Below are 13788 nucleotides of genomic sequence, written 5' to 3' on the forward strand. Positions count from 1 at the left end.
CGGGCGTCTCGGGGGGCGTCTCCGGCGCCGCAGGCTCGGGCGTCTCCGGCGCCTCGGGCGGGCTCGCCGGGGCGGGCTCGGCCTCGGGGGCCGGGACCTCGGGCGGCTCGTCCCCGGTGCCGCCCTCCTGCACGATGGCATCGAGGCCCTCGTCGAGCTTCGAGGAGGATTTGAAGAGCTTGCTCTTGAGCTTGCCGAAGAAGGACATGCGCCGGACCTTTCGCTGCGTTGCCCTTGACGTAATACGTCCGCGCCGCGCTTGAAAGTGTGAGTTGACGACGGACGGGGCCCGGGTGTTGATGACGGCCATGTTGAGGGTTGCCCTGCTTTGCGGACTGATGGCGCTGGCGGTGCCGGTCCCGGCCGGCGCCCTGCCGCCGGGGGCGGCGCCCGGCACGATGTGCTCGGCCGGCGCCTTCGGCCCGGTGCAGTGCATCCGCCCCGCCCACGTCGTGCACGACACCTGCCAGGCCATCGCCCATTTCGCCGACCGCCACGGCCTCGACCGGGGCTTCTTCGCGCGGCTGCTCTGGCAGGAAAGCCGCTTCGACCCCAACGCGCGCAGCCACGCCAACGCCCAGGGCATCGCGCAGTTCATCCCCTCGACGGCGGCGCTGCGCGGGCTGGCGGATGCCTACAACCCCGCCGAGGCGCTGGAATACTCCGCGCAGTACCTGGGCGAGCTCACCCGGCGCTACGGCAACCAGGGGCTGGCGGCGGTGGCCTACAACGGCGGCGAGCGCCGCGCCGACGGGCTGGTCGCGGGCACCGGGGGGCTCGCGCGGGAAACCATCAACTACGTGCGCATCATCACCGGCCTCAGCGCCGAGACCTGGCGCGACGCCCCGCCCGAGGACCCCGACTTCCGCCTGCAGGAGGACAAGCCCTTCGACGAGGCCTGCACCGAGCTGGCGCGCGACCGCCGCCTGACGGCCTACCCCGAGCCCGAGCCGAAGCTCTCGCCCTGGGGCATCCAGGTCGCCTATGGCACCACGCAGGACCGCGCGCTCGCGCAGTTCCGCGACCGCGCCCGCAGCTGCCGCGCCGTGGTGGGCGACGAGACGCCCGAGCTGGTCTGGCAGAAGAGCCGCGCCAGCCCGCGCGGCGGCTACTGGATGGCGCGCCTCGGCCGCCGGGACCGCGACGGCGCCTGGAGGGACTGCGCCCGCCTCAAGCGCGCCGGCTGCGCCTGCGCGGTCTACGCCAACCGCTGACCCCGCGCCCCGNGTCGTGCACGACACCTGCCAGGCCATCGCCCATTTCGCCGACCGCCACGGCCTCGACCGGGGCTTCTTCGCGCGGCTGCTCTGGCAGGAAAGCCGCTTCGACCCCAACGCGCGCAGCCACGCCAACGCCCAGGGCATCGCGCAGTTCATCCCCTCGACGGCGGCGCTGCGCGGGCTGGCGGATGCCTACAACCCCGCCGAGGCGCTGGAATACTCCGCGCAGTACCTGGGCGAGCTCACCCGGCGCTACGGCAACCAGGGGCTGGCGGCGGTGGCCTACAACGGCGGCGAGCGCCGCGCCGACGGGCTGGTCGCGGGCACCGGGGGGCTCGCGCGGGAAACCATCAACTACGTGCGCATCATCACCGGCCTCAGCGCCGAGACCTGGCGCGACGCCCCGCCCGAGGACCCCGACTTCCGCCTGCAGGAGGACAAGCCCTTCGACGAGGCCTGCACCGAGCTGGCGCGCGACCGCCGCCTGACGGCCTACCCCGAGCCCGAGCCGAAGCTCTCGCCCTGGGGCATCCAGGTCGCCTATGGCACCACGCAGGACCGCGCGCTCGCGCAGTTCCGCGACCGCGCCCGCAGCTGCCGCGCCGTGGTGGGCGACGAGACGCCCGAGCTGGTCTGGCAGAAGAGCCGCGCCAGCCCGCGCGGCGGCTACTGGATGGCGCGCCTCGGCCGCCGGGACCGCGACGGCGCCTGGAGGGACTGCGCCCGCCTCAAGCGCGCCGGCTGCGCCTGCGCGGTCTACGCCAACCGCTGACCCCGCGCCCCGTCCTTCATCTTTCTCCAAATACGCAAACCCCGTCCCCGTCCCGGCACCCCGCCCCAAGAGATGCCCGGAATCGCCCCCGTCCCGCCCCGCGCGTGACGCAAAGCCCGCGTAGTGCTACGCCCCCGAAGACCCCCGGAGACCGCCATGGCACGCTTCGTGATCGCGACATCGGGCATGGTCGCCCTGCTGGCCCTCGCGCTTGTCGCGGGGGGCGTCTTCGCGTGGCTGGCGCTGCTCTACATCACGGTCGTCACCTATGTCCTAGACCGCATCGCGGCGCTGGCCGCGCCCGACCATCCCGAGCGCGAGTTTCCGGCGGGTGAAAGGCTCTCGGTGGCGCTGGGGCTGGCGCATTTTCCGCTGCTCCACGCGGGCGCCGCGGTGGTCGCGGGCGCCGGGGATCACGGCGCGGCCACACGGGGTGTGCTCTTCTTCGCGCTGGCGCTCTTCCTGGGGCAGGTGAGCAATTCCAACGCGCACGAGCTGATCCACCGCTCGGACCGGTGGCTGCGGCGGCTGGGGATGGCGGTCTATGCCTCGATGCTTTTCGGGCACCATGTCTCGGCGCATCTGCGGGTGCACCACGTTCATGCCGCGACCGCGCGCGATCCGAACTCGGCGCCGCTGGGGCGCAGTTTCTGGGCCTTCGCGCCGCGTGCCTGGATCGGGAGTTTCCGCGCGGGCCTGCGGGCCGAGACCGCGCTGCGCCGGCGCGGCCGCGCGCGCGGGATGCACCCCTACCTGGTCTACGCGCTGGGGTCCGCGGCCTCGCTGGCGCTGGCGGGGGCGCTGGCGGGCTGGGCGGGACTGGCGGCGCTGCTGGGGCTCGCGCTCTACGCGCAGGCGCAGCTGCTGCTGTCGGACTACGTCCAGCACTACGGGCTGCGCCGGAGGCTGCGCGCGGACGGCCGGCCCGAGCCGGTGGGGCCGCAGCACAGCTGGAACGCGCCGCGGGGGTTCTCCTCGGCGCTGATGCTGAACGCGCCGCGCCATTCGGACCACCACGCGCATCCGGGCCGCCCCTACCCGGGGCTGGACATCGACCGCGCAGCGATGCCGATCCTGCCGCAGTCGCTGCCGGTCATGGCGGTGCTGGCGCTGGTGCCGCCCGCCTGGCACCGGCTGATGGACCGCCGCGCCGCGCGTTGGCAGGCGCGCTGAGACATGTCGCACGCCGCTCCGTGCCGGGCGGTGTGGCGGTGCATGCCCCTTCCCTCGCGGCGCGCGCTCTGGCAGGCTCGGGCCATGAGACGCCTGTTCGCCCTGCTCCTGGTCCTTGCCGCCGCGCCGCTCGCGGCGGCGCAGCCGATGAGCGGCGCCGAGTTCCAGTCCTACGTCGAGGGCAAGACGCTCTACTTCGGGCAGAACGGCGAGGCCTACGGGGTCGAGGAATACCTGCCGGACCGGCAGGTGCGCTGGTCCTTCCTGGACGGCAAGTGCAAGGAGGGGTTCTGGTACGAGCAGTCGGAGATGATCTGCTTCGTCTACGAGGACCAGGAGACGCCGCAGTGCTGGAGCTTCTTCCGCGAGGGCAGCAAGCTGCGCGCGGTCTTCCGGAACGATCCTTCGAGCACGGTACTCTACGAGGCCAAGCAGGACGACGAGCCGATGGTCTGCCTCGGGCCGGAGGTCGGCGTCTGAAGCGCTTTTCCTGTAAGGGTTCAGAGGGCTCTGCCCTCTCTTGCCCCTGCGGGGCAATTCACTCCCGGGATATTTGAGGCCAGAAGATGCTTCGGGGGCGCGCGGTCCCGCGCGGCTGCGTCAGAAGAGGCTGCCCTGTTCGGGGGGCTTTGAGGGCGTCTTCTTGGCACGTGTGGGGGTGCCGGCGCTGCCGCCGAGGCGGAAATGGCCGTCGGCGAATTCGATCTCGAGACCGCTGGCGGCTTCGGCCTGGACCTTGCGGGTCAGGACCTGGCCCTCGCCGCTGCGCACGACGGCGTAGCCGCGGTCGAGCGTGCCCTTGTAGCTGAGCGTTTCCAGCAGGCGGCCGGCGCCTTCGAGCCGCTGGCGGGGGGTGTCGACGCGGCGGGTGCCGGCCTCGGCGAGGCGGCGGGTGAGCGCGTCCAGCGCCTCGCGGCCGCGGGTGAGTTCGCGGCGGATGGGGTGCAGGCTGAGGCGGTCGGCGCGGCGGCCGAGCGATTCGCGGCGATGCGCGATGGCGCGGGTGAGCAGCGAGGGACGCAGGGCGCCCGCGCCCTCGGAGAGCGCCACGCGGCGGGTCTGCACGCCCCGGATCAGCGCCTGCGGCAGGCGCTCGGACTGCAGATCGAGGCGCTGGCGGGGGCCGTCGAGCAGGGTCTCGGCGCGCGGCAGGCTGCGGGCGAGGTCGCGCAGGCGCTGGCCGCGCGTCTCAATGCGCTGGCCCATGGCGCGGGTCATGCGCGACTGCGCCTCGCCCGTCCAGGAGAGCAGCTCCATGCGCACCGGCACGGCGATCTCGGCCGCCGCCGTGGGCGTGGGCGCGCGCTTGTCGGAGACGAAGTCGATGAGCGTAGTGTCGGTCTCGTGCCCCACGGCGGAGATCAGCGGGATCTGCGAGGCGGCGGCGGCGCGGGCGACCGCTTCCTCGTTGAAGCCCCAGAGGTCCTCGACCGAGCCGCCGCCTCGGGCGACGATGAGCAGGTCGGGGCGCGGCAGCGCGCCGCCGGGGGTGAGGCGGTTGAAGCCCTCGATGGCGCGGGCGACCTCGGGCGCGCAGGCGGCGCCCTGCACCGCGACGGGCCAGATCAGCACCTTGCGCGGGAAGCGTTCGCGCAGGCGGTGCAGGATGTCGCGGATCACCGCGCCCGAGGGCGAGGTGACGACGCCGATCACCTCGGGCAGCCAGGGCAGCTCCTGCTTGCGCTCGGGGGCGAAGAGGCCCTCGGCGCGGAGCTGTTCCTTGCGCTTTTCCAGCATCGCCATGAGCGCGCCGAGGCCCGCCGGGCGGATGTCGTCGATGACGATCTGGTACTTGGACTGGCCGGGATAGGTGGTGAGCCGGCCGGTGGCGACGACCTCCATGCCCTCCTCGGGCTGGGTCCGGAGCTGGGCGGCCTTGCCCTTCCACATGACGCCGGAGATGACGGCGCGGTCGTCCTTGAGGTCGAGGTAGATGTGCCCCGAGCGCGGGCGCGAGACGCGGCCGACCTCGCCGCGGATGCGGACGTGGCCGAACTCGCCCTCGATCATGCGCTTGACCGCCCCCGAGAGCTCGGAGACGGAGAATTCGGGGGTGTTGCCGGCGTCGTCGTCGATGAGGTCCATGACGCGCAGACTAGCCGGGCGCGCGGGGGAGCGAAAGGCGTGGCGTGACCCGGGATGCGCCTGCGCGGCGGCCGCGCGGGCGGCGTGCGTTCCATGGCTTGCGCGGGACGGGGCGCGCGGCTAGGACACCGGCATTCTCGGAAAGGGGCGCGGACATGAACATCCTCATTCTCGGCGGCGGCGGGCGCGAACATGCGCTGGCCTGGGCGGTCATGCAGAACCCCAAGTGCGACAAGCTGATCGTCGCGCCGGGCAACGCGGGCATCGCGCAGATCGCCGAATGCGCCCGGCTCGACATCGAGGACGGCGGCGCGGTGGCCGAGTTCGCCGGCGAGAACGCCATCGACCTGGTGATCGTGGGCCCCGAGGCGCCGCTGGCCGCGGGCGTGGCCGACCGGCTGCGCGACGCGGGCCTGCTGGTCTTCGGGCCCTCGGAGGCGGCGGCGCGGCTCGAGGTCTCGAAGAGCTTCACCAAGGAGATCTGCGACGCGGCAGGCGCGCCGACCGCGGCCTACGCGCATTTCACCGAAGCGGAACCCGCGAAGGACTACGTGCGGGCGCAGGGCGCGCCGCTGGTGGTCAAGGCCGACGGGCTGGCCGCCGGCAAGGGGGTGATCCTCTGCGACACGGTGGAACAGGCGGAGGCGGCACTCGACGGGATGTTCGGCGGCGCCTTCGGCGGGGCCGGCGCCGAGGTGGTGATCGAGGAGTTCATGACCGGCGAGGAGGCCTCGTTCTTCGTGCTGGTCGACGGCGAGGACGTGCTGCCCGTGGGCACCGCGCAGGACCACAAGCGCGTGGGCGACGGCGACACCGGGCCCAACACCGGCGGGATGGGGGCCTATTCCCCTGCCCCGATCATGGACGCGGCGGTGACGCGCAAGGCGCTGGACGAGATCGTGCGGCCGACCATGGCCGAGATGGCGCGGCGCGGGACGCCCTATTCCGGCGTGCTCTACGTCGGGCTGATGATCGAGAACGGCCAGCCGCGGCTGGTGGAATACAACGTGCGCTTCGGCGACCCGGAATGCCAGGTGCTGATGATGCGGCTGGGCGCGCAGGCGCTGGACCTGATCCATGCCTGCGCCGAGGGGCGGCTGTCGGAGGCGCAGGTGAACTGGGGCGACGATCACGCCATGACGGTGGTCATGGCGGCGGCGGGCTATCCCGGGGCCTACGAGAAGGGCTCGGTCATCGGGGGGCTGGAGGCGCTGCCCGAGGACAGTTTCCACCAGGTCTTCCATGCCGGGACCGCCGAGCGCGACGGGCGCATCGTTGCGAGCGGCGGGCGCGTCCTGAACGCCACGGCGCGCGGCGCGACGCTGGCCGAGGCGCGCGCGCGCGCCTATGCGCTGGTCGACGGGGTGGACTGGCCCGAGGGGTTCTGCCGGCGGGACATCGGCTGGCGGGCGCTCTGAACGGGCGGTTCGCTTGCGGAGCGCGCCTGCGGCGCGCGCGGGTGTGATTGCGCTCGGGCCGCGCAGGCCCCGGGGCGCTGCCCCGGACCCCGGCGTACTTGGCCACAAGAAGAAGCTCAGGACGGGGTGATGACCTCGGTCTCGGTCACGATCAGGTCGAGCGGCTGGTCGGTGGGCTCCATCGGCAGCTCGGGCGCCTCCTGCGCGGCATAGGCGAAGCCCACGGCCCAGGTGGGGCGGCGGGCGCGGAGCTGTTCGAGCGTGCGGTCGTAGAAGCCGCCGCCGTAGCCCAGCCGGGCGCCCGCGCGGGTGAAGGCCACCAGCGGGACGATCAGCAGCTCGGGTTCGATCCAGTCCGGCGTCTCGGGGATGCGGGCGCCGAAGGGGCCCTCGATGAGCGGCATGTCCGGCTCCCACCGGGCGAAGCGCAGCGGCGCGCCCTTGGCCTCGATCACCGGCAGGCCCACGGGGCCGTGGGCCGCGGCCTCGGCCATGGCCGGGAGCGGGTCGATCTCGGAGCGGATCGGCATGTAGCCCGAGAGCGGCACGCCCCGGTGGCCCGCCAGCACCTCGGAGAGGCGCCCGGCGCCGGTGCCGGGGTCGGCGGCATGGGCCGCGGCGCGGCGGGCGAAGGCGGCCTTGCGGGCGGCGGACTTGTCGATGCCGCTCACAGCAGCACCAGCTGGGCGAGGCCGAGGAAGGCGAAGAAGCCCACCACGTCGGTCACCGTGGTCACGAAGGTGCCGGAGGCGAGCGCGGGGTCGACCTTGAGCTTGTCGAGCACCACCGGGATCGCGATGCCGGCGAGGCCGGCCACCGCGAGGTTGATGACCATCGCCGCAGCGATCACCAGGGCCAGCACCATCGAGCCGAACCAGACGTATTCCAGCACCCCCATGACCAGCGCGAAGGTGCCGCCGTTCACCAGCCCGACCGCGAGCTCGCGGCCGATGACGCGCCAGAGGTTGGACGAGGTGAGGTCCTTGGTGGCGAGCGCGCGCACTGCAACGGTCAGCGACTGGGTGCCGGCGTTGCCGCCCATGGAGGCCACGATGGGCATCAGCACGGCGAGCGCCACGACCTGGGCAATGACCTCCTCGAACTGGGAGATCACGAGGCTTGCCAGCACCGCCGTCAGAAGATTCACCGCCAGCCACGGCAGGCGGCGGCGCGTGGTTTCGAGCACCGTGTCGGAGATGCGGCTCTCGTCGCCCACGCCGGCGAGGCGGAGGATGTCCTCCTCGTGTTCCTCGTCGAGCACGGCCATGGCGTCGTCGATGGTGATGACGCCGACGAGGCGTTCGTTCTCGTCCACGACGGGCGCCGAGATCAGGTGGTACTGGTTGAAGGCATAGGCCACCTCGCCCTCGTAGCGGGTGACCGGGATGACGTGGAAGGTATCCGAGGCGATGGACTGCAGCATGACCTCGCGGCGCGAGGCCATGAGCCGGCCCAGCGCGACGTTGGCCACCGGGCGCAGCCTGGGGTCGACCAGCACGATGTGGTAGAACTGCTCCGGCAGGTTCTCGGTCGCGCGGAGGTAGTCGATGGCCTCGCCCACGTTCCAGTGCTCGGGGGCCATGACCACCTCGCGCTGCATCAGGCGGCCGGCGGAATACTCCGGGTAGGTGAGCGATTTCTCGACCGCGATCCGGTCGCTGTCTTCCAGAACCTCGAGGATGGCGTCCTGCTGGCGCTTGTCGAGATCCTCGAGCAGGTCGACCACGTCGTCGGATTCGAGGTCGCGGACCGCGTCGGCCAGCACCTGCGGGTGCAGGACGTGGATGATCTCCTCGCGGATGGTCTCGTCGAGCTCCGACAGGATGTCGCCGTCGAACTCGCGGTCGTAGAGCTTGACCAGACGCATCCGGTCGAAGGCGTTGATCTGCTCGAGCAGGTCGGCGATGTCGGCCGCGTGCAGCGGCTCCATGAGTTCGATGAGCTTGTCGCGATCACCGGTGTCGACGGCGTAGAGAATCGATGCGACGGCCTTGCGGTCGAGCGCATAGGCGTCGTCTTCGGGTGTCTCTTCCGGTGCTGTGATCTGCTCTGGTTCGCTCATGCCTGTTCCCGATGTCTGCGCGTTGCACAGAAGGTAGGACAATGCGCCGACAGGCAACAGGGCGCATTGCCTTGTCGGGCCCGCGTCCGCATTCTCCGCCCGTCATGACGAGGAGACAGGCACGATGGCCGAACTGCACCTGGGACAGGTCCTGAGTTTCACCGCCTCCCCCTTCGAGGCGGGCCCCGGGGCGGTGCGCCACGAGGCCGAGGGCGCGGTGCTGGTCGAGGACGGGCGGTTCGCCGCGCTGGGAACGGCGCAGGCGCTGCGCGCGGCGCATCCCGGCGCACGGGTGGTGGATCACGGCGGCGGGCTGATCGTGCCGGGATTCGTCGATGCCCATGCGCATTACCCGCAGACCGCGATGATCGCGAGTTGGGGCAAGCGGCTGATCGACTGGCTGAACGCCTATACCTTTCCCGAGGAGATGCGCTTTGCCGATCCCGCCCATGCCGCCGAGGTGGCCGGGCGCTATCTCGACCTGCTGCTGGCGCATGGCACCACGAGCGTGTGCAGCTTCTGCACGATCCATCCCGCCTCGGTCGAGGCGCTTTTCGAGGCGGCCGAGGCGCGGGGGATGCGCGTCTTTGCGGGCAAGACCTGCATGGACCGCGACACCGCGCCCGAGGGCCTGCGCGATACCGCGCAGGCGGCCTACGACGACAGCCGCGCGCTGCTGGCGCGCTGGCACGGGCGGGGGCGCGCGGAATACGTCATCACGCCGCGGTTCTCGCCCACCTCGACGCCGGGACAGCTCGAGGCGCTGGGGGCGCTCTGGGCCGAGAACCCGGGCTGCCTGATGCAGACCCACCTGAGCGAGCAGACCGACGAGATCGCCTGGGTGAAATCGCTTTACCCGGAGGCGCGCGACTACCTCGACACCTACGAGGCGCACGGGCTGCTGGGCGCCGGCGGGCTCTACGGCCACGCGATCCACCTGGAGCCGCGCGAGCGCGCGCGGTTGCGCGAGGTGGGCGCGGGGCTGGTGCATTGCCCGACGTCCAACACCTTCATCGGATCGGGGCTCTTCGACATGGAGGGGCTGAGCCGCGAGGGGCAGATCATCGGGCTGGCGACCGACACCGGGGGCGGGTCGTCGTTCTCCATGCTGCGGACCATGGCGGCGGCCTACGAGATCGGACAGCTGCGGCACCGGGCGCTGCATGCCTCGGAACTTCTGTGGCTGGCGACGCAGGGCTCGGCGCGGGCGCTGCGGGCGGAGGACCGGATCGGCAACATCGCCCCGGGGCTGGAGGCGGATTTCACCGTGCTCGACCTGGCCTCGACCCCCGCCATCGCGCAGCGCGTGGCGCAGGCGGACGACATCTGGGAGGCGCTGTTCCCGACGATCATGATGGGCGACGACCGGGCCGTGAGCGGCACCTGGGTCGCGGGGCGGCGCGCGGGCGCGGCCTGACGCCCGTGACGGGGGCGGCTCCGGCGCTAGCTCTCGCGGAAAGACCACGAGGAGTTTCACCATGTCCCGCATCCTGCTGATCGGCGCCACCGGCGGTGTCGGCCACCGCCTGCTGCCCATGCTCATCGCCGGGGGCCACGCCGTCACCGCGCTGCACCGCAAGCCCGAGCAGGCCGAGGGCCTGCGCGCGGCGGGGGCGGACCCGGTGCAGGCCGACCTGATGGAGATCACCGCCGAGGAGATGGCGCAGGCGGCGCGCGGTCACGACGCCATCGTCTTCTCGGCCGGCGCCGCGGGCAGCGGCATGGACCGCACGGCCGAGATCGACGGGCGCGGGCCGGTCAAGATGGTCGAGGCGGCGTGGGCCAACGGGATCTCGCGCGCCTACCTCGTCTCGGCCTTTCCCGAGTCCCGGCGCGATGCCGAGCCGAGCGAGGGCTTCGAATTCTACATGAAGACCAAGAAGGAGGCCGACGTGGCGCTGGCGGGCCGTGGCTGGACTACGTGATCCTGCGCCCCGGCACGCTGCTGTCCGAGGAAGCCAACGGGCAGGTCGCCCTGTCGCGCGCCCTGCCCTACGGCTCGGTCAGGCGCGGCAACGTGGCCGCCGTGCTGGCGGCGCTGATCGCGCGGCCGGAGATCCGTCAGGAGATTCTCGAGCTCACCGACGGCGAGACGCCGGTGGCCGATGCGGTGGCGGCGCTGGCGCGCTGAGACGGGGTTACTTCGGCCGGCCGACCACCAGTGCCCAGTAGTCGCCCGAGCGCGCGATGCCGTATTGCGTGACGTTGCGCTTGAGCATGTTGGCGCGGTGGCCGGAGGAGTTGTTCCAGACCTCCATCACCGTGGGAAAGCCGCGCGGGGTCCAGGCGACGTTCTCGGCCACGGTGGCGTAGTCGTAGCCCTGCGCGCGGGCGCGGTCGCCGACGCTGCTGCCGTTGGCGCCCTCGTGGGTGAGCTGGTCCATGCGGGCCATGTCACGCGCCTGTGCGGCGGCGGCGGCGGTCAGCTGGCTCGACCGCGCGAGGCGCGGCAGGCCGTTGGCGGCGCGGTAATCGTTGAAGGCCTGGCCCGGGTTCACCTGCGCGTCCGGGGCGGCGCCCTGCTCGCGGTAGAGGTATTCGGCGTGGGCCGATTCGCTCGAGGACACGGCGGGACGGGAAGAGCTGCCTGTCGGCGCGTCGTCGCGGACGTCGACCTCGACGCAGGCGGCGAGGGGGATCATCACGAGGGCGGCAAGGGCGAGGCGCATCGTCAGGTCTCCTCCGGGGTGGCATGAACGGGCCGGTTGCGTGCCCTCCGGTTTAGCAGAGCGCGGGCGCCGCGCCAGCGTCGCGGCGGCGGTCGGCGGGGACCCGCCCGTGCGCGGGGCGACTGGCGCCCTGCCCTGTCGGTTCTGTCAGGTCGCCTCGGAGAGCGCGCGGGCCAGCCGCGCCTGGTGGGCGACGGTGCCGGGCAGATCCACGGTGGTCAGGTGCCCGTCGCGCACCACCTGCCGGCCCTCGACGAAGAGGTCCCGCACCCGGCGCGGGCCCGCGAGCAGCAGCGCCGCCGGGTCCCAGCTGCCGGCGCTTTCGACGCCCGAGACATCCCAGAGCGCCAGGTCCGCCCGCATGCCGACAGCCACCTGTCCGCAGTCGTGGCGCCCCAGCACCTCGGCCCCGCCGCGGGTGGCGAGGCGCAGCGCCTCGCGCGCGCTCATGGCGTCGGCGCCGCGGGTGACGCGCTGCAGGAGCATGGCCTGCCGCGCCTCCTCGACCAGGTTCGAGCCGTCGTTGCTGGCCGAACCGTCGACGCCAAGGCCCACCGGCACGCCCGCGTCGAGCATCGCCCGCATCGGCGCGATGCCCGAGCCGAGGCGGCAGTTGGAGCAGGGGCAATGGGCGACGCCGGTGCGCGAGGCGGCGAAAAGGTCGATCTCGGCGCCGTCGAGTTTCACGCAATGGGCGTGCCAGACGTCGGGGCCGGTCCAGCCCAGCTCCTCGGCATACTGTCCGGGGCGGCAGCCGAACTGCGCCTCGGAATAGGCGATGTCCTCGGCGTTCTCGGCAAGGTGGGTGTGCAGCATCACGCCCTTGTCGCGGGCGAGGATGGCCGCGTCGCGCATCAGCTCGCGGCTGACCGAGAAGGGCGAACAGGGGGCCACACCCACGCGGATCATGGCGCCCTCGCGCGGGTCGTGGAAGGCGTCGATCACGCGGATGCAGTCCTCGAGGATCGCGGCCTCGCGCTCGACGAGGGAATCGGGCGGCAGGCCACCGTCGGTTTCGCCGATGCTCATGGCGCCGCGCGTGGCGTGGAACCGCAGCCCGATCTCGCGCGCGGCGTCGATGGTATCGTCGAGCCGCGCGCCATTGGGAAAGACGTAGAGGTGATCCGAGGTCAGCGTGCAGCCCGAGAGCGCCAGCTCGGCGAGGCCCGTGAGGGCCGAGACGCGGATCTCCTCGGGGCCGAAGCGGGCCCAGATCGGGTAGAGCGTCTTGAGCCAGCCGAAGAGCAGCGCGTCCTGCGCGGCGGGCACCGCGCGGGTGAGCGTCTGGTAGAGGTGGTGATGGGTGTTCACCAGCCCGGGCGTCACGATGCAGTTCGCGGCCTCGACGACCTCGCCCGAGGTCTCGAGCCCCGGGCCGATGGCGGCGATGACGCCGTCCCGCAGGAGGATGTCGGCGCCTGCCAGCTCGTCGAACGCGTCATTCATCGTCAGCACGCGGCGCGGCGCGCGCAGCAGGGTCTCGCTCATGGTCCCGTCCCTTTTCCGGCTCCGCGCAGTCTTGCCCGGAGTTCACCGCGAAGGGAAGGCGCACCCGAGGGCGCGGGGTGTCGTTTCAGCCGTTGAGGCGTTCGAGCGCTTGGCGATGCAGTTCGGGCGAGCCCGCCGCGATGGCGCGGCCGCCCTCGTGGGCCGGGCCGCCCTGCCAGTCGGTGACGACGCCGCCCGCCGCCTCGATGGCCGCGATGGGCGCCTGGATGTCGTAGGCGTGCAGCCCGGCCTCGATCACGAGGTCGATCTGCCCCGCCGCCAGCAGCGCGTAGGCGTAGCAGTCCATGCCGTAGCGGGTGAGCCGGGCGGTCTGCGAGACGCGCTCGAAGGCGGCGCGGTCGTCGGGGGTTCCGACCTCTGGAAAGGTGGTGAAGAGGATCGCCTGGTCGAGCGGCACGTTCCGGCGCGTGCGCATCGGGCGTTGGCCCAGCGGGCCGGTCCAGTCGGAGCGGCCGAGCCCGCCGCAGAAACGCTCGCCGGTGTAGGGCTGGTCGATGAGGCCCAGCAGCGGGCCTTCGGGGCCGGTCCAGGCGACGAGCACGCCCCATGTCGGAGTGCCGCTGACAAAGCCGCGCGTGCCGTCGATGGGGTCGAGCACCCAGGAATATCCGCTGTCGCCCGCCCGGTCGGCCAGCTCCTCGCCGAGAATGGCATCGGAGGGGCGGCGGGCGGCGATGATCTCGCGCATGGCGGCTTCGGCAGCACGATCGGCCACCGTGACGGGATCGAATCCCTCGGCGGCCTTGTTGTCGGCGCTCAGCGTCTCGCTGCGAAAGTGCGGCAGGATGGCCGCGCGTGCCGCATCTGCCACGGCCTCGGCCGTGGTCCAGATCTCGTCTGCCAAATCCTGGGTAATCCGTGACATCCTGCCTCCGCTGCC

The 13788-nt window shown here is 72.4% G+C and carries 14 protein-coding genes and 1 pseudogene; 8 read left to right on the forward strand and 7 right to left on the reverse strand.

Annotated features, from left to right (window positions below; all coding sequences use genetic code 11):
* Positions 1-208 (reverse strand): annotated as a pseudogene (locus SALMUC_RS17275) (signal recognition particle-docking protein FtsY); the annotation flags it as partial.
* Positions 209-308: 100 nt separating this feature from the next.
* On the opposite strand from SALMUC_RS17275, the gene SALMUC_RS17280 reads away from it, so the two are divergent.
* The 4 genes from SALMUC_RS17280 to SALMUC_RS17295 all read left to right on the forward strand — a co-directional run bounded on the left by SALMUC_RS17280 (position 309) and on the right by SALMUC_RS17295 (position 3645).
* A complete protein-coding gene (locus tag SALMUC_RS17280) occupies positions 309-1214 on the forward strand; it encodes a lytic transglycosylase domain-containing protein (protein WP_037372228.1) in 906 nt (301 codons plus the stop codon).
* A gap of 16 nt (positions 1215-1230) precedes the next feature.
* Complete coding sequence (locus tag SALMUC_RS17285; protein ID WP_021120560.1) at positions 1231-1992, forward strand: lytic transglycosylase domain-containing protein; 762 nt, start codon at positions 1231-1233, stop codon at positions 1990-1992.
* Positions 1993-2148: 156 nt separating this feature from the next.
* A complete protein-coding gene (locus SALMUC_RS17290) occupies positions 2149-3165 on the forward strand; it encodes an alkane 1-monooxygenase (RefSeq protein ID WP_020040474.1) in 1017 nt (338 codons plus the stop codon).
* Positions 3166-3249: 84 nt separating this feature from the next.
* Positions 3250-3645 (forward strand): hypothetical protein, encoded by a 396-nt coding sequence (locus tag SALMUC_RS17295; RefSeq protein WP_020040473.1) that lies wholly within the window; start codon positions 3250-3252, stop codon positions 3643-3645.
* 120 nt (positions 3646-3765) lie between these two features.
* On the opposite strand, the gene xseA is transcribed toward SALMUC_RS17295, so the two are convergent.
* A complete protein-coding gene (xseA, locus tag SALMUC_RS17300; RefSeq protein WP_020040472.1) occupies positions 3766-5250 on the reverse strand; it encodes an exodeoxyribonuclease VII large subunit in 1485 nt (494 codons plus the stop codon).
* A 155-nt stretch (positions 5251-5405) separates the two neighbouring features.
* Between xseA and purD the strand changes: the two genes are divergently transcribed.
* Positions 5406-6668: a phosphoribosylamine--glycine ligase gene (gene purD / locus SALMUC_RS17305; RefSeq protein WP_020040471.1), complete on the forward strand. Its 1263-nt coding sequence runs from the start codon at positions 5406-5408 to the stop codon at positions 6666-6668.
* Between the two features lie 116 nt (positions 6669-6784).
* Here purD and SALMUC_RS17310 read toward each other — a convergent pair whose 3' ends face one another.
* Positions 6785-7339, reverse strand: coding sequence for a 5-formyltetrahydrofolate cyclo-ligase (locus SALMUC_RS17310; protein WP_020040470.1), 555 nt, complete (start codon positions 7337-7339; stop codon positions 6785-6787).
* On the reverse strand, positions 7336-8730 hold the full coding sequence (mgtE, locus tag SALMUC_RS17315; protein ID WP_020040469.1) for a magnesium transporter: 1395 nt from the start codon (positions 8728-8730) through the stop codon (positions 7336-7338). Before mgtE ends, SALMUC_RS17310 begins: the two co-directional genes overlap by 4 nt.
* Positions 8731-8854: 124 nt before the next feature.
* Here mgtE and guaD point away from each other — a divergent pair, with 124 nt between their 5' ends.
* The 3 genes from guaD to SALMUC_RS30535 all read left to right on the forward strand — a co-directional run bounded on the left by guaD (position 8855) and on the right by SALMUC_RS30535 (position 10861).
* Positions 8855-10147 carry a guanine deaminase gene (gene guaD, locus SALMUC_RS17320; RefSeq protein WP_020040468.1) on the forward strand — a complete coding sequence of 431 codons (1293 nt, stop codon included), beginning with the start codon at positions 8855-8857 and terminating at the stop codon, positions 10145-10147.
* 61 nt (positions 10148-10208) lie between these two features.
* A complete protein-coding gene (locus tag SALMUC_RS17325) occupies positions 10209-10655 on the forward strand; it encodes an NAD(P)H-binding protein (RefSeq protein ID WP_020040467.1) in 447 nt (148 codons plus the stop codon).
* Positions 10652-10861 carry a hypothetical protein gene (locus tag SALMUC_RS30535; RefSeq protein ID WP_020040466.1) on the forward strand — a complete coding sequence of 70 codons (210 nt, stop codon included), beginning with the start codon at positions 10652-10654 and terminating at the stop codon, positions 10859-10861. Before SALMUC_RS17325 ends, SALMUC_RS30535 begins: the two co-directional genes overlap by 4 nt.
* Positions 10862-10868: 7 nt before the next feature.
* Here SALMUC_RS30535 and SALMUC_RS17330 read toward each other — a convergent pair whose 3' ends face one another.
* The 3 genes from SALMUC_RS17330 to hisN all read right to left on the reverse strand — a co-directional run bounded on the left by SALMUC_RS17330 (position 10869) and on the right by hisN (position 13773).
* Positions 10869-11399 carry a CAP domain-containing protein gene (locus SALMUC_RS17330; RefSeq protein ID WP_020040465.1) on the reverse strand — a complete coding sequence of 177 codons (531 nt, stop codon included), beginning with the start codon at positions 11397-11399 and terminating at the stop codon, positions 10869-10871.
* Positions 11400-11546: 147 nt separating this feature from the next.
* On the reverse strand, positions 11547-12887 hold the full coding sequence (locus tag SALMUC_RS17335; protein WP_020040464.1) for an 8-oxoguanine deaminase: 1341 nt from the start codon (positions 12885-12887) through the stop codon (positions 11547-11549).
* 85 nt (positions 12888-12972) lie between these two features.
* On the reverse strand, positions 12973-13773 hold the full coding sequence (hisN, locus tag SALMUC_RS17340; RefSeq protein WP_021120562.1) for a histidinol-phosphatase: 801 nt from the start codon (positions 13771-13773) through the stop codon (positions 12973-12975).
* Between the last annotated feature and the right edge of the window lie 15 nt (positions 13774-13788).

The sequence above is a fragment of the Salipiger mucosus DSM 16094 genome (assembly GCF_000442255.1).
GTDB classification, from domain to species: domain Bacteria; phylum Pseudomonadota; class Alphaproteobacteria; order Rhodobacterales; family Rhodobacteraceae; genus Salipiger; species Salipiger mucosus.